This window comes from Serratia sp. NA_13 (assembly GCF_052691735.1).
Genome location: NZ_JBQZFV010000005.1, coordinates 49,899 through 75,530 on the forward strand (window position 1 = coordinate 49,899; position 25,632 = coordinate 75,530).

Here is a 25,632-nt window from a genome sequence, read left to right on the forward strand (position 1 = left end):
GCCACACCTGTAGCGTGAACGCGGTAAAGATGGTTTCCAGAGGCTGTGCCCCGCAATAGGTCGTGGTGCCGTCGCAGTTCCAAAAGCCCGTAATCAAGGCGGAGGGTGCAGGGCATAGCGGGCCTACGTTCAAGCCTGACAACGCAGAGTACGGGCTTTTGGGGAGCGACCCGAAGGGTTGGGGCCATTTGAGCGCGCATCTGTGTTACGAGCCGCTTATTTGGCCCACCAAACCTCACGATTCGCGCCTTGTTGCGCACTCAAATGACCGCCAGAGGCGCTCACGAACTATTGCGGGACGCAGCCTTATGTCGGCAAGAAGGTTTGCTGACAAAGTTTTTGACTGTTGGCGATTCAACGCTGCAGTACAAGGGTATCTACGCGCGTAGATAAAACAATGCTGCAGGGGTGAAATTTTGCTGAGGATCACATAATCCCCATCGCGCCGGAGAATGAAGGTAAAGAAAACAGATGGCAGAAAGATGACAAAGCGGTGCTTTTAAGGCACGAAGTTTTGCTGTGTGGCCCCCCTCGAATCAGCCTGCCGCTTTTGAATTTCTGCGTTACAATGAGCGCCTGTTAACAGTTTGTCTGGTCTGGCGCAGCCGCAGGGCGCGGTGTCAGGCATGGAGTAGAACAATGTCAGGCAATAGGGATTCGATCCTACCGCCGCTGGAGTGGTTAACCGCGCAACATCCTCCGGCACCCGCCGCCGTCAGTGACTGGTTGATGGAGCCAGGTTCCATGACGCGCCGCTTTGAACGCCACTGTGGACGGGTACATGTCGAACCACAACGCGAATGTTTTGTTACCTGCGACCAACTGGGGGAAGAGGGGGAACATCTGCCGGACAGTCCGCGCTATTGGCTGCGTGAAGTTGTGTTGTTGGGCGACAACCAGCCCTGGCTATTGGGGCGTACGGTGATTCCGCTGGAAACGCTGACAGGCCCTGATCTGGCACTGGTGGATTTGGGCACCTTGCCACTGGGCCGCTATCTGTTCAGCAGCGATGAACTGACTCGCGATTACATTCATATTGGACGGCAAGATGCACTGTGGGCGCGCCGTTCCCGCCTGCGGCTGGCGGGTAAGCCGCTGTTACTGACCGAACTGTTTTTACCGGCTTCACCGCTGTACGCGACAGGAAGTTCGGTTCCCGAATGATGAGGAGAGAAAAGACCTTGGAAGGAAGCGTGATTCAAAGCAAATGGCAGGCTTACAGCCATCTGATGCGCATTAATAAACCTATTGGTACCTTGTTATTACTGTGGCCGACGCTGTGGGCACTTTGGATAGCGGGACAGGGCGTGCCGTCGCTGTCTATCCTGGTGGTGTTTGTGGCTGGGGTCTTCATGATGCGAGCTGCCGGTTGTGTGGTGAATGACTATGCCGACCGTGCTGTAGATGGCCACGTGAAGCGAACTGCCACTCGTCCGATGCCGAGTGGCCGGGTGAGCGAGAAAGAGGCCAAGGTGCTGTTTGTGGTATTGGTGCTCGTCTCGTTCGGGCTGGTGCTGACGCTCAATGCGATGACTATCTGGCTGTCACTGGCGGCGCTGGCGCTGGCGTGGGCCTATCCGTTTATGAAAAGGGTCACTCATCTGCCGCAGTTTGTTCTTGGCGCGGCGTTCGGCTGGGGTATCCCGATGGCCTATGCCGCCGTCAGTGAATCCTTGCCATTGAGTTGCTGGGTGTTGCTGCTGGCCAATATTTGCTGGACGGTGGCTTACGACACGCTGTATGCGATGGTTGACCGTGACGATGACCTGAAGATTGGCATTAAATCTACCGCCATTTTATTTGGTCGTTACGACAAGCTGATTGTTGGTTTGCTGCAGTTCGCTACGCTGCTGCTGCTGCTGTGGGTAGGTTATCTGACGCAGATGAGCGGGGCCTTTTACTGGTCACTGTTGCTGGCGGGCGCCTTGTTTATCCATCAGCAAAAACAGATTGCCACCCGTGAGCGTGACGCCTGCTTCAAGGCGTTCATGGATAACAATTATGTCGGGCTGGTGCTGTTTATCGGCATCGCGTTGAGTTACTGGCAGGGTTAAGGCGTTACCTCAGTAAAAAAGGCACCCGAGGGTGCCTTTAGGTTGCTGACAAAGCAGGAAAAAGCGTGGTTTTTCCTGCTTTGTGGTGAGCAGCCGAAAATCAATAAATTGATTTTCCTGATTTTTGTTTATCGGCCTCTACTCGCTCTGGGCAGGAATGAGGTTTGTCATCAGTTTGAAGGCACCCGAGGGTGCCTTTTTGTTTTTGTAGCAATGGGTTAGTCTTCTTTCTCTTCCGCTGCGACCGTTTCCGGCAACGCGTTGGTTTCCGCCGGCATACTGACGCTCTCGATGGTCAGCTTGATTTCCGGGGTAATCAAATCGCTCAGCATGTTGTAGACCTCCATGGTGTGCTCACGGACCGCATCGCCGATGTCATTGATGTAACCTTCCTCACGCAGCGTCGCCACCAGAGTGGAAAACACTGCCTTGTCGAAGAACTCTGGCGCGTTGATGCCATGCAGCACCGACAGACGCTGGGCCATAATGCGGCTCTCTTTCTCCAATGCCCCACGGTTGATGCTTGGGTTGGCACTGAGGATCGACATGGTGATGGCATAGCGCTGCAGCGTTTCACGGACACCGGCGGCTAACAACTGTAGTGGACGGATGCGGACTGGATTCAGTACCAGACTGTCACCCTTGTCGCAGATCAGCTGCTGACGGATCATCTCGTCGATCAGTGGCCGCAGCACTTCCGGCAGTTGTTCTTTGTCGTTGTGCAGGAACAACTCGGCCTTCAGCATCGGGTAAATCAGGCCAATCTGCCGTAGAAGTTCGGCGCGCGATACCCGGCGGTGATGCATCACAATAGTGGCGATCAGCGACGGCAGAACCAGCAGATGATGGATATTGTTACGGTAATAGGTCATCAACACCGCCTGCTCACGCGGCAGGATGATGATATCGCCGATGTTATCCTTCTCCACTTCGAACTTGTTCATGTTCAGCGCGTGGTCCAGCAGCTCATCCGGCGTCTGGGTGGGTACGGTAACGTCACCGGCATAAGGCACATTGCGCATCAGTTGCAGGTAGCACTCCAACTGCTCAAGCAACTGCTCACGGGTCAGCGAACGCTGACGTGAGGCCAGCAGCGCCGTGGAACACAGGTTCATGGCGTTGGCGGCGGCGGCATTGTTGATACGCACCATAATCTTGGCCGCCAAATCGTTGACCGTCGGCGTTAACCAGCTTGGGCGCTGGGCTTCGATCGGGTCAATGGATTCGCGCCACTGTGGCACATTCTGGTTCAGATAAGCGGTCAACGGCAGTGGATCACCGAAGTTGACGTAACCTTGGCCGAGATTGCGCAGCTTACGCAGGCCGCGCAGCATCTGCAGCAGGCTCTCTTTTTCCTTGGTCGCGCCACGCAACTCTTTGGCGTAGGTGCCCACTTCCATTACGTGTTCGTAACCGATGTAAATCGGCACCAGGGTGATAGGACGGCTACCGCCGCGCAGCATCGCCTGAATGGTCATCGACAGGGTGCCGGTCTTCGGCTCCAGCAAACGTCCGGTGCGGGAACGGCCGCCTTCAACAAAGTATTCCACCGAGTAACCGCGGGTAAACAGCTCGCCGAGGTATTCACGGAATACCGTCGAGTACAGCTTGTTGCCTTTGAAAGTACGGCGAATAAAGAAAGCACCCAGGCGACGGAAAATCGGCCCAGCCGGCCAGAAGTTGAGATTGATACCGGCAGCAATGTGCGGCGGGACCAGCCCCTGGTGATACAGCACGTAGGACAGCAGCAGGTAGTCCATGTGGCTGCGGTGGCAGGGCACATAAACAATCTCGTGCCCGTCCTGCGCCAACTGACGCACGCGTTCGGCGTTAGTGACGTTGATGCCTTGATACAATCGGTTCCAGGTCCAGCTCAGCACGCGATCGGAAAGGCGCACCGTCTCGTAAGAGAAGTCGGCAGCGATCTCTTCCATCAGCGCAATGGCGTTCTGCTGGGCTTTTTCGTGGGAGATTTTCTTGCTGCGCGCTTCGTCTTCGACCGCTTTTTCGATCGCCTTGGACGCCAACAACTTGTTGAACAGGTCCTGACGGGCAGGTAGGCTTGGGCCGACGGCGGCCAGACGCTGACGCGAGAAGTGCATGCGTGCTACGCGAGCCAGTTTCTGCGCAATGATTTTGTCCGTACCGTGCTCGGTGGCCATGCGGCGTAGCGAAACGGTATTGGAAAAACGGACAAAGCTGTCGCGGCCGAGCCACAGCACGGCGAAGAATTTCTGCACGCCGTTCAGCAGACGCAGATGTGGGGTACCATGACCTTCGCGCCCTGGAGAGCGGCCGAACATCACCGAAACCGGCAGCATCTGAATGTCGAGATCCGGATTACTGCGGTGCAGATCCAGATAGTCGTGGAACAGCTTTACCGACTCTTCTTTCGGCGTGTAGTAGCGGAATACGCGCGGCCCGTCGTGAATAAACACGTGGCTTGGCAGCACGGTGCCGTCTATCTCCAGCGGATCGAGGGGATCGGGCAGATCTTGCGCCAGGCACTGGGTGCGCAGCGTCAGCAAATCCGCCTTGGAATTATAAGGTAAAACATACAAAATCGGCCGTGAGGGATCCAACCCTAACTCCGTGACCGGATCTGAAGGGATAACCTTACTTCTTACCAACAGTTTAAGTGGTAAATTCAATAGTTTATAATAAATTTTACGCCAACCTGACATAACAACGTGAAGCCTCTTGTTAGCAATGCGCCGCAAGCATACCAGAAACCGGGTAGCAGATCTGTGGTGTTGGAAAACCGTGAGCCGGGAGAGTTTCCTGGCCTAGACTGTTTAATTATGACTTATCTCTGCTAAAGGCACTCAAAAACATGGCAAACCAAGCAACCGGCCTGACCCGTATTATTAAAGCCGCCGGCTACTCTTATAAAGGCTTTTCCGCTGCCTGGCAGCACGAAGCGGCATTCCGCCAGGAATTGGTGGCGACCGTGCTGGCTATCATACTGGCGATTTGGCTGGACGTAGGTGCGATAGCGCGCATTTTACTGATCGGATCTGTGCTGTTGGTGATGATCGTCGAAATACTCAACAGCGCGATTGAGGCGATTGTCGATCGAGTGGGGACCGAGCATCACGAGCTTTCCGGTCGGGCAAAGGATATGGGCTCGGCGGCGGTCTCACTGGCGATTATTTTGGCGCTGTTCGTCTGGGGTTCGGTGCTGTGGCAGCACTTTGCCTGAGTGGCGGCATTGCATTGCGACCCGTGTCGCTAATCCCTGATTTTTATTCACTCTTCGGTTCCCAAGCTGCAGTTACCTGTATATACTCACAGCAAGACTGTATAAACAAACAGGGGGGCGGAATGAAAGCACTAACTACCAGACAGCAAGAGGTCTATGATCTGATTCGCGATCATATTTCGTCCACTGGCATGCCGCCAACGCGCGCCGAGATCGCCATGCGTCTGGGGTTCCGTTCGCCAAATGCCGCAGAAGAACATCTGAAAGCGCTGGCGCGTAAAGGCGTTATCGAGATTATCTCCGGCGCTTCGCGCGGCATTCGCCTGCTGATGGAAGATGAAGAGGGTTTACCGCTGATTGGCCGTGTCGCCGCCGGTGAGCCGCTGCTGGCGCAACAGCATATCGAAGGGCACTACAAGGTCGATCCTTCCCTGTTCAAACCGAGCGCAGATTTCCTGCTGCGGGTCAACGGCATGTCAATGCGTGACATCGGTATTCTCGACGGCGATCTGCTGGCAGTGCATAAAACTCAGGACGTGCGTAATGGCCAGGTGGTTGTGGCACGCATTGAAGATGAAGTCACGGTCAAACGCCTGAAAAAGCACGGTAACGTGGTTGAGCTGTTGCCGGAAAACAGTGAATTCCAGCCGATTGTGGTCGATCTGCGTCAGCAGAATTTCACCATTGAAGGTCTGGCGGTCGGTGTGATCCGCAATGGCGACTGGGTTTAATCCTCGCGCCTAAACATCGTCCTCTGATTCAAGTCGCCCCAGCTCTGGGGCGATGTCATATCTGATTCACTATATACCCTATAGCTTTCAAGTTGCAGCTAAGCGGCCAACTCGCTCATCCCCAGGCGCTTACTCAGGTAAGTAACTGGGGTGACAAATCTGCCGGGAGCAGATTTGAATGCTGCTCGCAGCGGCCCCAAAGGGGTGTGGCCCATGGACGGGCCACATAACTGAGTGCAGATAACAACACTGCAACTTGAAAGATGACGGGTATACACGGGAACATTTCACTATGCGCCTGCTTTCTGCCTTCACCAGCGATACCGATAAAGCCCTGTGGCGCCTTGCGCTGCCCATGATTTTCTCCAATATCACCGTGCCGCTGCTTGGGCTGGTGGATACCGCAGTGATCGGCCACCTCGACAGCCCTACCTATCTGGGGGGCGTAGCGGTTGGCTCCATGGCGACCAGCTTCCTGTTTATGCTGTTGCTGTTTCTGCGTATGAGTACCACCGGGCTGACCGCACAGGCGTTGGGGGCGCAAAATCCGCAGGGTCTGGCACGAGCCTTTATGCAGCCGTTGCTGCTGGCAGTGTTGGCTGGGGCGGCGATTGTGTTACTGCGCTATCCGCTGATTGAGTTGGCACTAAGAATCGTCGGTGGCGATGGGACGGTGCTGGAACAGGCTCGCTTATTCCTCGAGATCCGTTGGCTGAGTGCCCCGGCGGCACTGGCCAATATGGTTATCCTGGGTTGGTTGCTCGGGGTGCAATATGTGCGCGCACCGGTGATCCTGCTGATTGTCGGCAACCTGTTGAATATCGTATTGGATATCTGGCTGGTGATGGGACTGGGCTGGAACGTGCAGGGGGCCGCTACGGCGACTGCCATTTCTGAATATGCCACGCTGCTGTTGGGATTATGGCTGGCCTGGCGCGTGATGCGCATACGCGGCATTTCTGTGCCGATGCTGCGCCAAGCCTGGCGCGGTAATTTGCGGCGTCTGCTGGCGTTGAATCGCGACATTATGCTGCGTTCATTGCTGCTGCAACTGTGTTTTGCCTCGCTGACCATCTTCGGTGCCCGGCTTGGTGGCGAGGTGGTCGCGGTCAATGCGGTGCTGATGAATTTGCTGACCTTCACCGCTTATGCGCTGGACGGTTTTGCCTACGCGGTAGAGGCGCATTCGGGGCATGCCTATGGAGCCCGTGACGATAGCCAACTGCGCAAAGTATGGCGTGCGGCTTGTCGGCAAGCCTGTCTGGTGGCGTTGGGCTTTGGGCTGCTCTATGCCGTTGCCGGGCCGCAAATTATAGCGGCGTTGACCTCTTTACCGGAACTGCGCGCGCTGGCGAGCCACTATCTGCCGTGGCAGGTAGTGCTGCCATTGGTGGGAGTATGGTGCTATTTGTTGGACGGCATGTTTATTGGGGCCACCCGCGGCGCAGAAATGCGTAACAGCATGGCAGTAGCCGCCGCCGGTTATGGGCTGACGCTGTTTACCTTGCCTGTATTAGGCAACCATGGATTGTGGCTGGCGTTGGCGGTATTTCTTGCGTTACGTGGTCTTGCTCTCGGGTGGATTTGGCATTGCCACAGGGTGCGAGGGACCTGGTTTGCAGCGGATGTGGCGCAATCAAAAATGATTAATCATTAGTTTTATTTATATTTTAATTCATATTAAGTTACATTTTCTTGAGCGAAATTGTTTCCGCTTACTTGCTGTTATTTTGGTGTTTTTACTGTGTTTTATTGTTTTTGTGAATTTTTATCCTGAGTTTTTATTTTTTTCGCTATCTGTAGCTATAGTTAATCATGTGGCTGGCGGAATGAATTGGAACTGACAATCCTTTTATTCAGGTCAATTGACCGAAATAATTACTCAGTTAAGTCCGGCCACAGGCGTTTAAAACTGACTAATCACAGGTAACGGAGAGGTTATGAACAAAGATCAAGCCGACGGTAACTGGAAGCAGTTTAAAGGGAAAGTGAAGGAAAAGTGGGGCAAGCTGACCGATGACGATCTGACGGTCATTGAAGGGAAACGTGAACAGCTTGTCGGTAAAATTCAGGAACGTTACGGCTACCAGAAAGAGGCGGCCGAGAAAGAAGTTAAATCCTGGGAAGACCACAACAAGTATCGTTGGTAGCGCGCTGGGCCGCAGCGGATTGCGGCCACAAGCTACCTTTTAAAGGTCCGGCGTTTTTATCCCCTTGACGCTAAACCTGCAGGTACAAGGAAGTACCTGAAAACCCAACCTATTTCTTCTTGATGGCGATGCTGTGATCGTGTTCGCCGCAGTCATGCTTGCTGTCACAGGCTTCTACCTCAACGCACCCCGCACACAGGCCATGCGCCTCCACCACGTTATGGCGCAGAACAAAACCAGACTCCTTCGCCAGTTTCTGCAGTGTCTCTTCGACCCCTTCGGTAGTGCGTTCGGTCACCTGACCACAGCGATCGCAGATAAACAACGCGGAAGTATGCGTCGGCTGTTCGAAGTGATGGCACAGCACGTAGCTGTTGGCTGACTCCACCCGGTGAATAAAGCCTTGTTCCAGCAGGAAATCCAGTGCTCGGTACACCGTCGGTGGTTTGGCCTGAGGTTCGGCGACGCGCAGCAGATCCAGCAGATCGTAAGCGCTGATGGCACCGGGCTGCTGTGCCATCAGGCGTAACACTTCCAGCCGCTGCGGTGTCAGACGCACATTGCGTTGCTGACAGAGTTGTTCAGCCTGCGCCAGCAGCTTTTCCTGGGTGCTTGAGTTCATGGCAAATTTCCCGGTACGTAAAAAAGCCGATTTTACCATGCTTCAGTCAAATCGCCGAGAGTCGGCCCCTTTTCCTCTGATATGGCGCACTAATCGACTGGTTTGCCGTCTGCCGTCCGTCACTAGCGTGACGATGTTCACACTTCGAGAGCCGGAGGCAGTGGATCCTTAGCCGGCAAGTGAGCGTTGAAAGCGCTCTGCCAACGCGGCCATTTCCGGCGCAGGATTATGCCCAATCAGCATAAAACCATGACGGCCATCGGCCCAGTAGACCGCGTTCATCCCCTGGCGACGCTCGCTTAATAGGCGCGATCGCCTGCGATGCCGGTGCCAGAAAACCAACGGCGGCGGCGATCAGGCTACGCCGACTGTCACCGCCCATCGCCAGGGCCGCACCGGAGAACAGCAGAGAACCGGCAATGACTGGCAGCAGGCGTTTAACGAAACTGTTCATGGTTGTTTCCTCATTGATAAAGGTGCACAACTGCACCCGTGTTGAGAGAACACCTGACCACGCTTTTTTATTCGTTTTTTCGAGGACTTTTTTAACCGGGCGGTACAGTGGTTTTCCCAACGCTGTCGATTGTCGTTATAATAGGCGTTTGCGGCAGTACGCCGTTCGTTGAAACCAGACAGAATCAGGTAGCCAGTAACCCAGCATGACGACAGACAACAACGCTTCAAAATACGCCGCCAATCGTTTCTCCATCGCGCCGATGCTCGACTGGACCGATCGTCATTGCCGTTACTTCCACCGCCTGCTGACCAAAGACACGCTGCTGTACACCGAAATGGTGACTACCGGCGCGATTATCCACGGCAAGGGCGACTATCTGGCCTACAGCGAAGAAGAACATCCGGTGGCGCTGCAATTGGGCGGCAGCGATCCAGCTGCGTTGGCGCACTGTGCCAAATTGGCTGAGCAGCGCGGCTACGACGAGATTAATCTTAACGTCGGTTGTCCGTCAGATCGGGTGCAGAACGGCATGTTCGGTGCCTGTCTGATGGGGCAGGCAACGCTGGTTGCCGACTGCATCAAGGCGATGCGTGACGTGGTGTCGATCCCGGTGACGGTGAAAACCCGTATCGGCATTGACGACCAGGACAGCTATGAGTTTCTGTGTGATTTTATCGCCACCGTTGCTGGCCGCGGCGAGTGCGATATGTTTACTATTCATGCGCGCAAAGCCTGGCTGTCGGGCCTGAGCCCGAAAGAGAACCGCGAAGTGCCACCGCTGGATTATCCGCGTGTCTATCAGCTAAAACGTGATTTCCCAGAACTGACTCTTGCCATTAATGGCGGGGTGAAAACTTTGGAAGAGGCGAAGCAGCATCTGCAGCATCTGGACGGCGTAATGATGGGGCGTGAAGCCTATCAGAACCCGGGAATTCTGGCGCGGGTCGACAGTGAACTGTTTGGCCGCCAGACTGAGGTGATGGACAGCGTGGCGATTATTGAGGCGCTGTATCCTTACATCGAACGCGAACTGTCGAACGGTACCTATTTGGGCCATATTACCCGCCATATTCTGGGCCTGTTCCAGGGCGTGCCGGGGGCGCGTCAGTGGCGCCGTCACCTGAGCGAAAATGCCCATAAGCCAGGGGCCGATACGCGCGTGGTTGAACAAGCACTGGATTTAGTGCGCTTACCGCGTACCGAAATGGCGTAATCGACATAAATATCTGACTAAAAGTTAGCGTTTTTGACCAGGCATGTCGCATTATGTGATGTGCCTTTTTTTTAATTTCAATCAGTTAGTTTCAACGCCGGTCTGGCACGCTTCTTGTAATAGCTCAGCAGATACTTTGTTTTGCGAAGGAGCAAAATCATGTTGGAACTTTTCTTTCTGGTCGGTTTTGTTGTGATGCTGATGGTGACCGGGATTTCGCTGCTGGGCGTATTCGCCGCGATAGTGGTGGCGGCGGCGTTTATGTTACTCGGTGGGCTGTTTGCGATGGTGATTAAGCTGTTGCCGTGGTTGATTCTGGCTGTGGTAGCTGTCTGGATTTACCGTTCGATGCAGAAACCACAAATACGCCGCTACTGATTTTTTGTTGAATAATCAGTCGGTCACACTGAAATCTACGCAACAGACTTGTGCTGAATGCGGCAGCGATCACAGCTTGGTGCTTTAAATGCTAATACGGCGCATTAGCCATGTTTTTTACGTTTCTGGGCTGTTAGGATATTTGCCGATACAGCGATGCGACCGATTTCATCACCGCAAGAGACATTGACCTAATACGAGTGTTGCTCAAGCAACCCGCTGTCTCGGGCGGACTCTGCTCTACCCCTACAAACGCAGTAATAGAAAGGGCTCCTTATGGGGCCCTTTGCTTTTGCCGGTGATCAGGGGATCAGCAAGCTTGAACCGCTGGTGTTACGGCTTTCCAGCACCTGATGCGCGCGCTGAGCATCGGCCAACGCAAACTTTTGCTCTTCCTTCACATCGACTTTGATTGCCCCGCTGCCGATCAATGAAAACAGCTCATTGCTGGCATACTGCAGTTCAGCACGGTTGGTAATGTAGCCGTTAAGCGAAGGGCGGGTGACGTACAGCGAGCCTTTTTGGTTCAACAACGCCAGATCAACCCCGGTGACCGGGCCGGAGGCATTGCCGAAACTCACCATTAGCCCACGGCGTTTCAGGCTGTTAAGCGAGGCTTGCCAGGTACTTTGGCCTACCGAGTCGTAAACGACGCCGACTTTCTCGCCCTGGGTCAGTTCAGACACGCGCTGGGCGATATCTTCCTTATGGTAATTGATGGTTGCCCATGCGCCGGCGTGCTTCGCCAGCTCGGCTTTTTCGTCGGAGCCAACGCTACCGATAAGTTTTGCCCCAAGCGCTTTAGCCCACTGGCAGGCAATCAGCCCGACACCGCCCGCGGCGGCATGGAACAGGAACACTTCACCCGGTTGCACCTCATGGGTTTGGCGCAGTAAATAATGCACCGTCAACCCTTTCAGGAAAGAGGCCGCGCCTTGCTCAAAGCTCAGGTTATGCGGCAGCAATGCTACCTTTTCCTGCGAAACATTGTGCACTTCGCTGTAGGCTCCCAGTGTCGACTGGGCATACACCACCCGGTCACCTGGTTTTAGCACGCTGACACCGGCACCGACCTTGGTGACCACCCCGGCAGCCTCGGTGCCCAACCCGCTCGGCAGCCTAGCGGGCGGGTACAGACCGCTACGTACGTAGGTGTCGATATAGTTGATGCCGATCGCCTTGTTCTCGATCTGCACCTCACCGGCTGCCGGGTCTACGGGGGTAAAATCAACGTATTGCAAGACTTCCGGGCCGCCGGTGGCGGAGAATTGAATGCGCTTTGCCATTTCATTACCTCGAGTGGGGGTCTGATTTCACCCTACGCGTTTTAGCATCGGCGATCCAGTTTGCCCTGGGACGGATTGATACTTTTTGCATCTGTTATGCGCAGGAATCACAGCTAAAAATCACGTATACTCTCGCGTCAGGATCCTCCATTCGCCACCGGATAAAGAATACGTTTCATGGCAGGAAAAAAACCAACCAACAGAACAAACGCAGACGAAGCCAAAGAGCGCCCAAGAGACCGCCAGATGGAAGGGCTGAAGATGCCGCCACATTCGCTGGAGGCGGAGCAGTCCGTGTTGGGCGGTTTGATGTTGGATAACGAACGTTGGGACAACGTGTCCGAACGCGTAGTCTCCAACGATTTCTTCAGCCGCCCGCATCGCCTGATCTTTACCGAGATGCAGCGCCTGCTGGAAATGAGCCGACCGATCGACCTGATCACCCTGTCCGAATCACTGGAACAGCGCGGTGAGCTCGATTCCGTCGGGGGGTTCGCCTACCTAGCCGAGTTATCGAAAAACACCCCCAGTGCTGCCAACATCGGTGCTTATGCGGATATCGTGCGTGAACGTGCGGTAGTACGCGAGATGATCTCGGTAGCCAATGAAATCGCCGACGCCGGTTACGATCCACAGGGTCGCAGCAGTGAAGACTTGCTCGATCTGGCCGAATCCCGGGTGTTCCAAATCGCGGAAAACCGGGCCAGCAAAGATGAAGGCCCGAAAGGTATTGAGCGTATCCTGGAAGATACCGTTGCGCGCATAGAACAGCTCTATCAACAGCCGCACGATGGTGTTACCGGGGTAGATACCGGCTATCAGGATCTCAATAAGAAAACCGCCGGTTTGCAGAAATCGGATCTGATCATCGTCGCCGCTCGTCCTTCGATGGGTAAAACCACTTTCGCCATGAACCTGTGCGAACACGCCGCAATGACGCAGGAAAAACCGGTGCTGATCTTCAGCCTTGAGATGCCAGGCAACCAGATCATGATGCGTATGCTGGCGTCGCTTTCGCGTGTAGACCAAACGCGCATTCGTACCGGTCAGCTCGATGACGAGGACTGGGCGCGGATTTCCAGCACCATGGGTATCCTGCTGGAGAAGCGCAATATGTACATTGATGACTCCTCCGGCCTGACGCCAACCGAGGTTCGCTCCCGTGCGCGCCGTATTTTCCGTGAACATGACGGCCTGAGCCTGATCATGATCGACTACCTGCAACTGATGCGCGTGCCGTCCTTGTCCGACAACCGTACGCTGGAGATTGCTGAAATTTCCCGTTCGCTCAAGGCGTTGGCGAAAGAACTTCAGGTGCCGGTGGTGGCGCTGTCGCAGTTGAACCGAAGCCTGGAGCAGCGTGCCGACAAGCGCCCGGTCAACTCCGACCTGCGTGAGTCCGGTTCTATCGAGCAGGATGCCGACCTGATTATGTTCATCTACCGTGATGAGGTTTATCACGAGAACAGCGATCTGAAAGGGATTGCCGAAATTATTTTAGGTAAGCAACGTAACGGCCCAATCGGTTCTGTGCGTCTGACCTTTAACGGCCAGTGGTCGCGTTTTGATAACTACGCGGGACCACAATATGATGACGAATAATCAGCTAAGGAACTGAAATGAAAGCGGCAACCGCTGTAATCGACCGCCGCGCTCTGCGACATAATCTGCAACAGGTGCGCCGTCAGGCGCCGCAAAGTCGCCTGATTGCCGTTGTGAAAGCAAACGCTTATGGACATGGCCTGCTGGAAACAGCGCACACTCTTCAAGATGCCGACTGTTACGGCGTGGCGCGCATTGGCGAGGCGCTGATGCTGCGTTCCGGCGGTATCGTCAAACCGATCCTGATGCTGGAAGGTTTCTTCTGTGCCGAAGACCTGCCGGTGTTGGTGGCCAATAACATCGAAACCGCCGTACATAGCATCGAGCAGCTTGAAGCGCTGGAGCAGGCCACGTTGGCGCGACCGGTACCGGTGTGGATGAAACTCGATACCGGCATGCATCGTCTGGGCGTGCGTCCGGAGCAGGCAGAGGCGTTCTATCAGCGCCTGAGAGCTTGCCGTAACGTGGTACAGCCGGTCAATATCATGAGCCATTTCAGCCGCGCCGATGAGCCTGAGTCGGACACCACGCTCAAGCAAATTCAATGTTTTGAAAGCTTTGCCGCCGGTAAACCAGGGCAGCGTTCGATCGCCGCCTCCGGGGGCACTCTGCTGTGGCCGGATGCGCACAACGAGTGGGTTCGCCCAGGCATTATCCTGTACGGTGTTTCACCGATGGAAGGCTCTCAGGGCTGTCAGTATGACCTGCAACCGGCCATGACGCTTAAATCCAACCTGATCGCGGTGCGTGAACACAAAGCCGGTGAGTCGGTGGGCTACGGTGGCACCTGGATTAGCGCAGGGGATACCCGTTTGGGCGTGGTGGCAATGGGTTATGGCGATGGCTATCCGCGCAGTGCACCTACCGGGACACCGGTGTGGCTTAACGGCCGTGAAGTGCCGATAGTAGGTCGGGTGTCGATGGACATGATGTCGGTCGATCTGGGGCCGGAGGCTACCGATAGGGTTGGCGATGAAGTGGTGCTGTGGGGCCAGGCTTTACCGGTCGAACGAATTGCCGACTGTACCGGCATCAGCGCTTATGAACTGATTACCAAACTGACGCAGCGCGTGTCGATGGAATACATCGGCGAATAGCCTGTGAGGGGCCAGCACCTGCCGGCCCCAATCATTAACGCGTTATTTCTTTACCGCCAGCCACCGATCAATAATGCTCTGATACTCACCGGTCGCTTTGGACAGGTGCAGCCACTGATCCACATACAATTTCCAGCTTAAATCATCACGCGGCAGCATGTAGGCTTTCTCGCCGTACTGCATCGGTTTTTTGGGATTCACTGCGCACAGTTTCGGAAAACGTTTTTGCTGATACAGCGCCTCGGAGGCGTCGGTGATCATGACATCGGCTTTCTTGTCGACCAGCTGCTGGAAAATTCCCACGTTATCATGGGTCAGCGTCAGTTTTGCCTTGGGCAGATAGGTATGCACGAAGGCTTCGTTGGTGCCTCCCGCCGGCTCCAGCAGACGCACCGAGGGTTTGTTGATCTGGTCGATGGTACGGTATTTCTTCACGTCTGTGCAGCGTACCAATGGGATCTTGCCGTCGGTATCCAGCATGTCGGCGAAGAAGACCTGCCTTTGCCGCTGCAGCGTGACCGAGATCCCGCCCATGGCGATGTCGCATTTACCGGCGACGAAGTCCGGCGTCAGGGTTTTCCAACTGGTTTTTACCCATTTCACTTTGGCGCCCAGGCTTTTGGCCAGCGATTCCGCCATGTCGATATCAATGCCTTCATAGCTGCCGTCTTCCTTCAGGAAGGTGTAAGGCTTGTAATCGCCGGTGGTACACACTTCCAGCGTGCCCTGCTGGATCACCTTATCCAGGTGCGATTGAGCGCTGGCGCTCCCGGCGGCGACCAGCAGTGCGAGAGGTAATAATTTTTTCATCGGCGTCCTTTTTATACATTCGTGGTTTTATGCGCTCTTTAGCCGTTAATTGTTGCTGACTTGCGCGAGTTACCCACTTTTTATGCCATTAGCAGGTAGAAACGTTCGGCATTGCTGCTGCGCGCTTCACAACCTCGGTGGGGGAAAGGTATCCACAGTCAAAAAACTGATAGGCTGTAACGTCAACATTTATTAACACAGTTTACAGGTGGCTATGTACAACATTGACGATTTTGATATGAAAATCCTGACGCTGTTACAGGCCAATGGCCGTCTGACCAATCAGGAACTGAGCGATCTGGTGGGGTTGTCGGCTTCCCAGTGTTCCCGGCGGCGCATCAGTCTGGAGCAGGCACAGCTGATCCGCGGCTACCATGCACGGCTGGCACCGGAGGCCGTCGGGCTGGGGCTGGTGGGGCTGATAGAAGTGAGCCTGACACATCATGCTCAGGAGCAGATCGACAGTTTCCACCAGATGCTGGAAGAAGTTGACGCCATTCTTGACGCCTATAAAACCACCGGCGATGCTGATTATCTGCTGAAGGTGGCGGTGGCGGATCTGCCGGCGCTGGACGACTTTATCAGTCAGACGCTATCGCGGCATAAAAGCGTGGCACATATCAAAACGGCGGTGGTGCTCAACCGAATCAAGGAAAACGGTTTGTTGCCGGTTGCGCGATAAAGCTAAAACCGAACGCCGTTTCCGTCTATATTAGAGCCTGGTGCTGTGCCCCCGAACCCTAATAATACAGGAGAACAACCCGTGTTTCAGAACGTTGATGCCTATGCAGGTGACCCGATCCTGTCGCTGATGGAAAAATTCAAAAAAGATCCCCGTTCGCACAAGGTTAACCTGAGTATCGGCCTTTACTATGACGAGCAGGGCATTATCCCGCAGATGAAGGCGGTTGCCGCCGCAGAAGCGCAACTGAGCAGCGTGGATCACGGCGCGTCAGTGTATCTGCCGATGGAAGGTCTGCTGCCTTACCGTACTGCGATTCAGCACCTGCTGTTTGGCACCGAGCACAGGATGTTGCAACAGGGGCGTATCGCCACCATTCAAACCGTGGGCGGTTCCGGCGCGCTGAAGGTCGGTGCCGACTTCCTGAAAAGCTATTTCCCGGATTCGCAGGTGTGGGTCAGCGACCCGACCTGGGAAAACCACATCGCCATCTTTGGCGGTGCCGGTTTCAAGGTTAATACCTACCCCTACTTCGACAGCGAAAGCTTGGGCGTGAAGTTTGACGCTATGCTGAACGCATTGAAACAGCTGCCGAAGCACAGCATCGCGCTGTTGCACCCGTGCTGTCATAACCCGACCGGCTCTGACCTGACCCATGCTCAGTGGGATGAAGTGGTCAAAGTGATTGCTGAACGTGAACTGATCCCGTTCCTGGATATCGCTTATCAGGGCTTTGGCGGTGGGATTGCCGATGACGCCTATGCCATCCGCACTATTGCTGCGGCCGGTCTGCCATGCCTGGTGAGCAATTCGTTCTCGAAAATCTTCTCGCTGTACGGCGAACGCGTCGGCGGTCTGTCGGTGGTGTGCGAAAGCGAAGAGGCGGCCGGGCGCGTATTGGGTCAGTTGAAGGCTACGGTTCGCCGCAACTATTCCAGCCCGCCGAACTTCGGTGCGCAGGTGGTGGCGAAGGTGCTGAACGAGACCGAACTGAAAGCCCAGTGGCTGGCAGAAGTCGAAACCATGCGCACCCGCATCCTTGAGATGCGCAAAACGCTGGTGGAAGCGCTGAAAGTTGCTCTGCCGCAGCGTAACTTCGATTACCTGCTGCAGCAGCGCGGCATGTTCAGCTACACCGGTTTCAGCGCGGCACAGGTTGATCGCCTGCGTGAAGAGTTCGGCGTGTACCTGATCCACAGCGGCCGTGTCTGCATGGCCGGTCTGAACCACAATAACGTGCATCAGGTGGCCGAGGCGTTTGCCGCAGTGCAATAATGTTGTTAGGGTTTGAGGTTCGCAAGGGAGCGATAGCGATATCGCTCCCTTTTTGTTGTCGGTTTGCCGCCGGAGTTGCTGCAAACTGGATAGAGAATATACTGATTGAGGGGCGCTCACTCATGTGGCATCAGCAAACGCTAATCCTCAGCGCAAAAGCGCGTGGTTTTCATCTGGTTACCGAAGAGATTACCGACCAGCTAACCCACTTACACCGCCTGCAAACTGGCCTGTTGCATCTGTTGTTGCAACATACCTCAGCCTCGCTGACGCTGAACGAGAATTGCGATCCTACGGTACGAGCCGATATGGAACAGCATTTCCTGCGTCAGGTGCCAGAGAACGCACCCTATCAGCATGACTACGAAGGGCCGGACGACATGCCGGCACACATCAAATCCTCTCTGTTGGGCACGTCCCTGACGTTGCCTGTCGGTCACGGGCGGCTGATGCTGGGCACATGGCAGGGAATTTGGCTGGGAGAGCACCGCATCCACGGCGGTTCACGCCGAGTTGTGGCCACTTTACAGGGGGAATAACCCAATGAATAACACAGCACTGCTGGAGTACTGCATGGCGAAGCCGGGCGCGGAACAGAGCGACCAGAACCAGTGGCAGGCCAGTCAGATCAAGGTTGGCGACGTGATGTTCGCCATGGTGTGCGAGGTGCAGGGGCGGCCGGCGCTGGCGGTAAAATCCAGCCCGGAACTGGCGGAGAGCCTGCGGGAACACCATCCGGAGATCGTCGCCTGTGAGCGGCTGAACAAAGCGCACTGGAATACGGTGTTTCTTGACGGCAACCTGCCGAATTCGCAGTTTTATACCCTGATCGACAGTTCTTATCAGTTGGTGTTGGAAGGGTTGCCTGAACACGTGCGTCAGGAATTGCGCGCTTAAGCGTTGAGGGCAGGCACACCGCCTGCCTTTTTGAGCATCCATCTCCCCATTTCCCTGTCATATTGTGATCGCTATTTGATTTTGGGAACGTTCCCGATTCATTGTTCCACGGGAACGACTAGGCTTTTGAGCCATAAACAGCCAGACCAAAGGATGCCGCGAGATGGCCATGAGTGAACAGAAACGCAAGATGATTGCCGGTGAGTTGTATGATGCCGGTGACGAGCTACTGCGCAGCGAGCGTAAGCATGCACGTCAGTTGGTACACCATTACAACCATTCTTCCCCGGATGAGGCTGAGCTGCGGAAACAGTGGCTGGCGGAGCTATTGGGCCAGTATCAGGGTGGAACCATCGAGCCGACGTTTCGCTGCGATTACGGCTATAACATCTACCTGGGTAAAAACTTTTACGCCAATTTTGACTGCGTGATCCTCGACGTGTGTGAAGTGCATATCGGTGATAACTGCATGCTGGCACCAGGAGTGCATATCTACACCGCCACCCATCCGCTGGATGCGGAAACCCGCGTCGGCGGCGCGGAGTTCGGCAAGCCGGTGCGCATTGGCGATAACGTGTGGATTGGCGGTCGGGTGGTGATTAACCCTGGCGTGACTCTGGGGGATAACGTGGTGGTGGCATCCGGGGCGGTGGTCACTAAAGACGTACCCGCCAACACCGTGGTAGGCGGCAACCCGGCACGGGTGATTAAACAACTGTGAGAAAAAATCGGGCGCTACAGTGGGCACCGAGGCGTTTGGCGTCCTCGACTTTGGACTCGGAGGTCGTGAACAGCACCACATGTGCGCCCATCGCCCGGGCCAATTTGCTCGCCATATGCCCCAGTCCGCCCAGACCGACGGTGCCGACCTTTTTACCGGGCCCGCCGGGCTAGGATTACTTCTTCTTCAGTAATGGCTTAAGGAAGCGCGCGGTATGCGAAGCCTTGCAGTTGGCTACGGTTTCCGGCGTACCTGCAACCAGGATCTCACCGCCGCCGCTGCCGCCTTCCGGCCCTAGGTCGACGATCCAGTCCGCGGTTTTAATCACGTCCAGGTTGTGCTCAATCACCACGATGGTATTGCCCTGATCGCGCAGCTGATGCAGTACCGCCAACAACTGCTGGATATCAGCGAAGTGCAGACCGGTGGTCGGCTCATCCAGGATATACAGCGTTTGGCCGGTGCCGCGTTTCGACAGTTCACGTGCCAGTTTGACGCGTTGCGCCTCGCCGCCGGACAGCGTGGTGGCCGACTGGCCGAGACGGATGTACGACAGGCCCACTTCCATCAAAGTTTGCAGCTTGCGTGCCAATGCAGGCACCGCGTCGAAGAACTCGCGCGCCTCTTCGATGGTCATTTCCAGCACTTCGTGAATGCTTTTGCCTTTGTACTTCACTTCCAGCGTTTCACGGTTATAGCGTTTGCCTTTGCACTGGTCGCACGGTACGTAGATATCCGGCAGGAAGTGCATTTCAACCTTGATCACGCCGTCGCCCTGACAGGCTTCGCAGCGGCCGCCTTTGACGTTAAAGCTGAAGCGGCCTGGGTTGTAGCCACGGCTACGCGACTCAGGCACGCCAGCGAACAGTTCACGCACCGGGGTGAAGATACCGGTGTAAGTCGCCGGGTTGGAACGTGGAGTACGACCGATCGGGCTTTGATCGATGTCGATCACCTTGTCGAAATGCTCCAGGCCGGTCACTTCTCGGAACGGTGCCGGTTCGGCCAGAGTGGCGCCGTTGAGCTGGCGCTGGGCGATCGGGAACAGCGTGTCGTTGATCAGCGTTGACTTGCCCGAGCCGGAAACCCCGGTAATACAGGTGAAAAGTCCCACCGGCAAAGTCAGCGTTACGTCTTTCAGGTTGTTGCCGCGTGCGCCGCTCAGTTTCAGCACTTTGGTCGGATCGGCTGGTACACGCTGCTCAGGAATGGCAATCTCACGTTTGCCACTGAGGAACTGGCCGGTCAGTGATTCCGGCTGCGCCATGATGTCTTCGACGGTACCTTCTGCCACCACTTGACCACCGTGCACCCCGGCACCGGGGCCGATGTCGATCACGTGATCGGCGGCGCGGATGGCGTCTTCGTCATGCTCAACCACGATCACCGTGTTACCGAGGTTGCGCAGGTGGATCAGCGTTTCCAGCAGGCGCTCGTTGTCGCGCTGATGGAGGCCGATTGACGGCTCGTCCAGTACGTACATTACGCCCACCAAACCGGCGCCAATCTGGCTGGCCAGACGGATACGCTGTGCTTCACCGCCGGACAGGGTTTCCGCCGAGCGCGACAGCGACAGGTAGTTCAGGCCGACATTCACCAGGAATTTCAGGCGATCGCCAATTTCTTTCAGCACTTTCTCGGCAATCTGGGCGCGTTGGCCGCTGAGCTTCATGTTCTGGAAGAAGCTCATGGCGTGGCCGATGCTCAGATCGGATATTTCCGGCAGTGTGGTGTCTTCAACAAACACGTTGCGCGCTTCTTCACGCAGGCGGGTGCCGTGACACGAGGCGCAAGGACGGTTGCTGATAAACTTGGCAAGCTCTTCGCGTACCGCGCTCGATTCGGTTTCTTTATAGCGGCGTTCCATATTGTGCAGCACGCCTTCGAACGGATGGCGGCGCACGGTGGTATCACCGCGATCGTTGATGTATTTGAATTCGATGGTCTCTTTGCCGGAACCGCTGAGCACCGCTTTCTGCACGTTGGCATCCAGGCTGTTGAACGGCGCTTCGACGTCGAACGCGTAATGCTCCGACAATGAACGCAGCATCTGGAAGTAATAGAAGTTACGGCGATCCCAGCCGCGGATCGCACCGCCGGCCAGCGAAAGCTCAGGATTCTGTACCACACGTTCAGGATCGAAGAACTGCTGTACGCCCAGGCCGTCACAAGTCGGGCAGGCGCCGGCCGGGTTATTGAACGAGAACAGCCGCGGTTCCAGTTCGCGCATGCTGTAGCCGCAGATTGGGCAGGCGAAGTTGGCTGAGAACAGCAACTCATCGGCTTTCTCGTCGTCCATGTCGGCGACGACGGCCGTGCCGCCAGACAGCTCCAGCGCGGTCTCGAACGATTCCGCCAGACGCTGCGACATATCGTCACGCACCTTGAAGCGATCGACCACCACTTCGATGGTGTGTTTTTTCTGCAGCTCCAACTTTGGCGGATCGGAAAGATCGCAGACTTCACCGTCGATACGCGCACGGATATAGCCCTGGGTGGCTAGGTTTTCCAGCGTTTTGGTGTGCTCGCCCTTGCGGTCTTTTACCACCGGAGCCAGCAGCATCAGGCGTTTGCCTTCCGGCTGGTTGAGCACGTTGTCCACCATTTGGCTGACGGTTTGCGCCGCCAGCGGGACATGATGCTCCGGGCAGCGCGGTTCGCCGACGCGGGCAAACAACAGGCGCAGGTAATCGTGGATCTCGGTGATGGTGCCGACCGTAGATCGCGGGTTATGTGAGGTCGATTTTTGCTCGATGGAGATCGCCGGTGACAGGCCTTCAATGTGGTCGACGTCCGGTTTTTCCATCAGCGATAGGAACTGGCGTGCATAGGCGGAGAGCGATTCGACGTAGCGACGCTGCCCTTCGGCATACAGAGTATCAAAGGCCAGCGAGGACTTGCCTGAACCGGACAAACCGGTGACGACGATCAGCTTGTCACGCGGGATAATCAGGTTGATGTTTTTGAGATTATGGGTTCGAGCACCACGAACTTCGATATTGTCCATTTACACTTCCCGTCTTGATGATACACCGCGCCTGTCTGGGTGATTTACGGACGATTTTGTGATCGAACGCGCAAAAAACCGGCACAGCCAGTACGAAACGCATAATTATGACACAAAAAAACCTGAATGAATATCCAGTATACGAATGCAACAAGGTCGATCGAAACGACAATTCTGGAATACAATACGCAGTTATCAACACGGGTGTCGTTTCGGGCTGAGCGTGTTAAACTTACTCGTTTATACTGTGTAAAAATCAATCTTCAGGAGAGTTCTCATGGCCAGCAGAGGCGTAAACAAAGTAATTCTGGTCGGGAATCTGGGCCAAGACCCAGAAGTCCGTTACATGCCGAATGGCGGCGCAGTGGCCAACATTACCCTGGCGACCTCCGAAAGCTGGCGTGACAAGGCGACTGGCGAGCAGAAAGAAAAGACCGAGTGGCACCGCGTTGTGTTGTTCGGCAAGCTGGCTGAAGTGGCGGGCGAATATCTGCGTAAAGGTTCCCAGGTGTATATCGAGGGCGCTCTGCAAACCCGTAAATGGACCGATCAGGCTGGCGTAGAAAAATACACCACTGAGATTGTTGTGAACGTGGGCGGCACCATGCAGATGCTGGGCGGCCGTCAAGGCGGCGGCGCACCTGCAGGCGGTGGCCAGGCTTCCGGCGGCCAGGGCGGTTGGGGTCAGCCTCAACAGCCGCAAGGCGGCAACCAGTTCAGCGGTGGCCAGCAGGCTCGCCCAGCGCAAAACAATGCGCCAGCAGCCAGCAGCAACGAACCGCCAATGGACTTCGACGACGACATTCCTTTCTAACCTACATAAAATTAAAACGTAAAGGTGATTGATTGGCCCGGCGGCTTTAAGTGCCTAATTCACTGCCTTGCGTGAGTAAGCCAAAGCCCTCTTTGCTGTAAAGCTAAGAGGGTTTTTTTTGGGCCTATGTAAAGCTATCAATAATTTAACTACACAAGAAAGGAGTGTAGAGATAAAAGTCTACATAACTAAACGTAAAGGAGGAGTGTGCTATGGATGTGAAAATGGTACGACATCCTTCCGGGTGGAACCTGCCAATCCTCCTTGACGATGATGGCCTGCCGATTCCGCTTGCAAATGAGTGGGTCTTGCAAAGGCGAGGTCTAAGCCCTAACACTCTCACGAGAAATCTCAGGGAGTTGGCGATTCTATTTGCTTGGCTGGATTCCCTCCGCATTGATTTTGGTGCATGTATGGCTGGTGACCGCATGTTTACCGAGGCTGAATTAGCGGGAAGTCTCTGTGAGCACCTACGCATAGCGGTGAAGGTCCCGGTCTTGCAAGCGGGGGGCATTTCTATAAAACAGGGCAAGAAAGTAGCTGTGTCTCCTCTGACATATAAAATGCGCTTGATCACTGTGCGGCAATTTATGGGTTGGTGTTTCCGATTCAAGATGGGGGCGATGGCGTCTGGAGATCCAGCGCTTCTCAGAGTTCAAGCGCACAAAGAGCATGTCGATAAAGTTCTCAGCGATCAAGAAATCAGTAATCCTCCCCAGAATAAATCTATTACTAAAGGCCTACGGGTGAACTGGCCTAATGAATTTGGACACATCAATAGGGCGCTATGATGGTGCCCAAACCTGAGGTGTGCAGATGATGCGAAAGTCCTATTCCAGCGAGTTCAAACTCAATGCCGTAAGCATGGTGCTTGATCAAAACCTGCCTGTTCCCGAAATTTGCGCCAGTTTGGATATCGGCCCTACGGCTTTGCGCCGCTGGGTCGAGCAGGTGCGCAAAGAGCGCACCGGATCCACGATGCTTGGCACTAGGCAATGACAGCTAGCGCACAGACGGCAGAGTAGTCGTCGGTTTCCTATACGTCCTGGATGAGATTGCGTAGCTGCGCCAGCACGGCGCGTTCGAACGCCGGAGCGGTCGCTATTGATATCTGGCTTGATTCTCTGCCAGCGCCTGAAGCCGTTCGAAGATCAAATGAATGTCTAAGATGGAGTAGCGCTTCTGCACCGCCCGAACAATCGAGGTATCCTCTGGCTGAACCTCTATATAATCGATCCCGAGTGTAGTGGATCAGTCATTCAGGACACCTCGAAATCCTGTTAATGTTAAAACAGTGAAAATGAGGTGATGCATGATCAAAACTCGTCGGACTAAACGCACCTTTTCCCCGGAGTTCAAGCTCGAAGCTATCGAGCAGGTTGTTAAATACCAGCGAGATGTACGGGAAGTCGCGCAGGCACTCGAACTCAATCCTGATCATCTGCGCAAATGGATACGGCTGTATAAGCAGGAAATTCAGGGAATTGAGCCAGCTGGCAATGCTATCACACCTGAACAACGCGAAATTCAGCAGCTTAAAGCACAGATAAAGCGTCTTGAGATGGAAAAAGAAATACTAAAGCAGGCTGCCGTGCTGATGAGCGAAATAAAGAGGCAGGAGGAATGGTGCCGTAATCAATGGTTCCGCCCCCGGTCAGCGTTGGTTTGCAGGCCTTTGGGGTGATGGTACCGATGACTTTCACATCAATGCTCTCGGCCATGACGGCGGTGGTAGCCAGCACAGCAAGTGCGCAGGCGGTTTTCTTGACTACATATCATCATGATATTTCCCTTTCATGTGGGTTTATGGATAAAACCGGCAGAACATTCTTGACCGGCAGCTGCGGTGAGGAACATCCTCATCCGCGGTTAGCGACCTCGCGTTATTTAACGGCGAGGCGGGATAAAAAATTCATTGAGACCTCGGAGCTCCATTTTTTTCAGTGCATTAAGCTTGTGTGTACTGACGGTTTTGACTGAGATAAACCGTTTTCTCGCTACCTGCCAAGGTAATATGCCCTGAAGTAAATCCAGCATGATTTCCGTTTCCGTAAGTGTTAAATACTGAACACCATCGAACGCGTCCCATTTCGAAACCTTGGCTGGTGCTGGTTGAACAGCCTTGATCACCGCACGTAAGTCCGGACTCATATAATGAGTCTCTGAAGACTTTTGCAGGAGCTTGCCAATATTGCTCAATGAATCATGCAGTGAAACAATAGAAATTACCCCCATAGCGCACAGAAATTTCAGAGTGGGTGCATGTGCATTGTCCACCAAGATAAAGACTCGTGGCGGCGAGCGCGATGTTATAAAACGCTGTATTAATCTTAGCTCCTCGCTCACACCTGATTGCACGTGTACAAATACATCATCAAACTCAATATGGCTGTTAAAGTTTGAATGCCGCGTTAAAAAATTATTTGTTTTAAATAAAAACGTTAAATATTCACTTTCATGTGCAATGCAAGACATCCCGTGAAGGGTAAAATTACAACGACTGAAGATGGCAATTTTTCTCGTAACTGACTTAAACAATGCGCAGATCGCACAACTCAACATCTACTGGCCCTACCCTTTGCAGGGTGTGCAGCGCATCCGGGGCAGATGATGCACTGAACACCGACTCACAAC

25 protein-coding genes and 3 pseudogenes are annotated in these 25,632 nt (G+C 54.8%); 19 read left to right on the plus strand and 9 right to left on the minus strand.

The window, feature by feature from the left end:
- Nucleotides 1-639 precede the first annotated feature (639 nt).
- Both ubiC and ubiA read left to right on the plus strand, forming a co-directional pair.
- Entirely contained in the window at nt 640-1,164 is a 525-nt protein-coding gene (gene ubiC, locus ACUTSU_RS10020) for a chorismate lyase (RefSeq protein ID WP_445652842.1), read from the plus strand.
- Nucleotides 1,161-2,054 (plus strand): 4-hydroxybenzoate octaprenyltransferase, encoded by an 894-nt coding sequence (gene ubiA, locus ACUTSU_RS10025; protein WP_445652843.1) that lies wholly within the window; start codon nt 1,161-1,163, stop codon nt 2,052-2,054. Before ubiC ends, ubiA begins: the two co-directional genes overlap by 4 nt.
- Before the next feature lie 218 nt (nt 2,055-2,272).
- On the opposite strand, the gene plsB is transcribed toward ubiA, so the two are convergent.
- Nucleotides 2,273-4,738, minus strand: coding sequence for a glycerol-3-phosphate 1-O-acyltransferase PlsB (plsB, locus tag ACUTSU_RS10030; RefSeq protein ID WP_445652149.1), 2,466 nt, complete (start codon nt 4,736-4,738; stop codon nt 2,273-2,275).
- 149 nt (nt 4,739-4,887) lie between these two features.
- Between plsB and ACUTSU_RS10035 the strand changes: the two genes are divergently transcribed.
- The 4 genes from ACUTSU_RS10035 (at nt 4,888) to ACUTSU_RS10050 (ending at nt 8,137) form a co-directional block, all read left to right on the plus strand.
- The gene (locus ACUTSU_RS10035) at nt 4,888-5,256 is read left to right on the plus strand and encodes a diacylglycerol kinase (protein ID WP_012147155.1); all 369 of its coding nucleotides are present in this window, start codon (nt 4,888-4,890) and stop codon (nt 5,254-5,256) included.
- Nucleotides 5,257-5,378: 122 nt separating this feature from the next.
- Nucleotides 5,379-5,987, plus strand: coding sequence for a transcriptional repressor LexA (lexA, locus tag ACUTSU_RS10040; protein ID WP_012147154.1), 609 nt, complete (start codon nt 5,379-5,381; stop codon nt 5,985-5,987).
- Between the two features lie 292 nt (nt 5,988-6,279).
- Complete coding sequence (gene dinF, locus ACUTSU_RS10045; protein WP_445654104.1) at nt 6,280-7,644, plus strand: MATE family efflux transporter DinF; 1,365 nt, start codon at nt 6,280-6,282, stop codon at nt 7,642-7,644.
- 283 nt (nt 7,645-7,927) lie between these two features.
- On the plus strand, nt 7,928-8,137 hold the full coding sequence (locus tag ACUTSU_RS10050) for a CsbD family protein (protein WP_017894203.1): 210 nt from the start codon (nt 7,928-7,930) through the stop codon (nt 8,135-8,137).
- 109 nt (nt 8,138-8,246) lie between these two features.
- Here ACUTSU_RS10050 and zur read toward each other — a convergent pair whose 3' ends face one another.
- A complete protein-coding gene (gene zur, locus ACUTSU_RS10055; protein ID WP_012147151.1) occupies nt 8,247-8,759 on the minus strand; it encodes a zinc uptake transcriptional repressor Zur in 513 nt (170 codons plus the stop codon).
- A gap of 226 nt (nt 8,760-8,985) precedes the next feature.
- Nucleotides 8,986-9,213, minus strand: coding sequence for a hypothetical protein (locus ACUTSU_RS10060; RefSeq protein ID WP_445654105.1), 228 nt, complete (start codon nt 9,211-9,213; stop codon nt 8,986-8,988).
- Between the two features lie 205 nt (nt 9,214-9,418).
- On the opposite strand from ACUTSU_RS10060, the gene dusA reads away from it, so the two are divergent.
- Together dusA and pspG are read left to right on the plus strand one after the other, a co-directional pair.
- Nucleotides 9,419-10,429 (plus strand): tRNA dihydrouridine(20/20a) synthase DusA, encoded by a 1,011-nt coding sequence (gene dusA, locus ACUTSU_RS10065; protein ID WP_445652146.1) that lies wholly within the window; start codon nt 9,419-9,421, stop codon nt 10,427-10,429.
- A 159-nt stretch (nt 10,430-10,588) separates the two neighbouring features.
- Complete coding sequence (gene pspG / locus ACUTSU_RS10070) at nt 10,589-10,807, plus strand: envelope stress response protein PspG (protein WP_261092792.1); 219 nt, start codon at nt 10,589-10,591, stop codon at nt 10,805-10,807.
- A gap of 302 nt (nt 10,808-11,109) precedes the next feature.
- Here pspG and ACUTSU_RS10075 read toward each other — a convergent pair whose 3' ends face one another.
- Nucleotides 11,110-12,093: a quinone oxidoreductase gene (locus ACUTSU_RS10075; RefSeq protein WP_445652145.1), complete on the minus strand. Its 984-nt coding sequence runs from the start codon at nt 12,091-12,093 to the stop codon at nt 11,110-11,112.
- Between the two features lie 177 nt (nt 12,094-12,270).
- Here ACUTSU_RS10075 and dnaB point away from each other — a divergent pair, with 177 nt between their 5' ends.
- Nucleotides 12,271-13,695, plus strand: a complete 1,425-nt coding sequence (gene dnaB / locus ACUTSU_RS10080; RefSeq protein WP_012147143.1) for a replicative DNA helicase — start codon at nt 12,271-12,273, stop codon at nt 13,693-13,695.
- A gap of 17 nt (nt 13,696-13,712) precedes the next feature.
- A complete protein-coding gene (gene alr, locus ACUTSU_RS10085) occupies nt 13,713-14,792 on the plus strand; it encodes an alanine racemase (RefSeq protein WP_445652144.1) in 1,080 nt (359 codons plus the stop codon).
- A 42-nt stretch (nt 14,793-14,834) separates the two neighbouring features.
- Here alr and ACUTSU_RS10090 read toward each other — a convergent pair whose 3' ends face one another.
- Nucleotides 14,835-15,602, minus strand: coding sequence for a transporter substrate-binding domain-containing protein (locus tag ACUTSU_RS10090; RefSeq protein WP_445652143.1), 768 nt, complete (start codon nt 15,600-15,602; stop codon nt 14,835-14,837).
- A gap of 214 nt (nt 15,603-15,816) precedes the next feature.
- Here ACUTSU_RS10090 and ACUTSU_RS10095 point away from each other — a divergent pair, with 214 nt between their 5' ends.
- From ACUTSU_RS10095 to maa, 5 genes are all read left to right on the plus strand, one after another.
- Nucleotides 15,817-16,284, plus strand: a complete 468-nt coding sequence (locus tag ACUTSU_RS10095; protein ID WP_012147140.1) for an Lrp/AsnC family transcriptional regulator — start codon at nt 15,817-15,819, stop codon at nt 16,282-16,284.
- Between the two features lie 81 nt (nt 16,285-16,365).
- Nucleotides 16,366-17,559, plus strand: coding sequence for an amino acid aminotransferase (locus ACUTSU_RS10100; RefSeq protein WP_445652142.1), 1,194 nt, complete (start codon nt 16,366-16,368; stop codon nt 17,557-17,559).
- Nucleotides 17,560-17,681: 122 nt separating this feature from the next.
- On the plus strand, nt 17,682-18,098 hold the full coding sequence (locus tag ACUTSU_RS10105) for a secondary thiamine-phosphate synthase enzyme YjbQ (RefSeq protein ID WP_017894193.1): 417 nt from the start codon (nt 17,682-17,684) through the stop codon (nt 18,096-18,098).
- Between the two features lie 4 nt (nt 18,099-18,102).
- Nucleotides 18,103-18,456 (plus strand): MmcQ/YjbR family DNA-binding protein, encoded by a 354-nt coding sequence (locus ACUTSU_RS10110; protein ID WP_135318239.1) that lies wholly within the window; start codon nt 18,103-18,105, stop codon nt 18,454-18,456.
- A gap of 163 nt (nt 18,457-18,619) precedes the next feature.
- A complete protein-coding gene (maa, locus tag ACUTSU_RS10115; RefSeq protein ID WP_445652140.1) occupies nt 18,620-19,177 on the plus strand; it encodes a maltose O-acetyltransferase in 558 nt (185 codons plus the stop codon).
- Nucleotides 19,178-19,196: 19 nt separating this feature from the next.
- Here maa and ACUTSU_RS10120 read toward each other — a convergent pair.
- A pseudogene (locus ACUTSU_RS10120) lies at nt 19,197-19,340 on the minus strand (zinc-binding dehydrogenase); the annotation flags it as partial.
- Between the two features lie 12 nt (nt 19,341-19,352).
- Nucleotides 19,353-22,184: an excinuclease ABC subunit UvrA gene (gene uvrA, locus ACUTSU_RS10125; protein WP_445652139.1), complete on the minus strand. Its 2,832-nt coding sequence runs from the start codon at nt 22,182-22,184 to the stop codon at nt 19,353-19,355.
- Nucleotides 22,185-22,461: 277 nt separating this feature from the next.
- On the opposite strand from uvrA, the gene ssb1 reads away from it, so the two are divergent.
- The 4 genes and pseudogenes from ssb1 to ACUTSU_RS10145 all read left to right on the plus strand — a co-directional run.
- Nucleotides 22,462-22,998, plus strand: a complete 537-nt coding sequence (gene ssb1, locus ACUTSU_RS10130) for a single-stranded DNA-binding protein SSB1 (RefSeq protein WP_017894189.1) — start codon at nt 22,462-22,464, stop codon at nt 22,996-22,998.
- A gap of 212 nt (nt 22,999-23,210) precedes the next feature.
- A complete protein-coding gene (locus tag ACUTSU_RS10135) occupies nt 23,211-23,789 on the plus strand; it encodes a hypothetical protein (RefSeq protein WP_445654106.1) in 579 nt (192 codons plus the stop codon).
- Nucleotides 23,790-23,814: 25 nt separating this feature from the next.
- The gene (locus ACUTSU_RS10140) at nt 23,815-23,997 is read left to right on the plus strand and encodes a transposase (protein WP_445652137.1); all 183 of its coding nucleotides are present in this window, start codon (nt 23,815-23,817) and stop codon (nt 23,995-23,997) included.
- A 313-nt stretch (nt 23,998-24,310) separates the two neighbouring features.
- Nucleotides 24,311-24,627 (plus strand): annotated as a pseudogene (locus tag ACUTSU_RS10145) (transposase); the annotation flags it as partial.
- Between the two features lie 20 nt (nt 24,628-24,647).
- On the opposite strand, the pseudogene ACUTSU_RS10150 reads toward ACUTSU_RS10145, so the two are convergent.
- Together ACUTSU_RS10150 and ACUTSU_RS10155 are read right to left on the minus strand one after the other, a co-directional pair.
- Nucleotides 24,648-24,719: pseudogene (locus ACUTSU_RS10150) on the minus strand (hypothetical protein); the annotation flags it as partial.
- 166 nt (nt 24,720-24,885) lie between these two features.
- The gene (locus tag ACUTSU_RS10155; protein WP_445652136.1) at nt 24,886-25,560 is read right to left on the minus strand and encodes a helix-turn-helix transcriptional regulator; all 675 of its coding nucleotides are present in this window, start codon (nt 25,558-25,560) and stop codon (nt 24,886-24,888) included.
- Between the last annotated feature and the right edge of the window lie 72 nt (nt 25,561-25,632).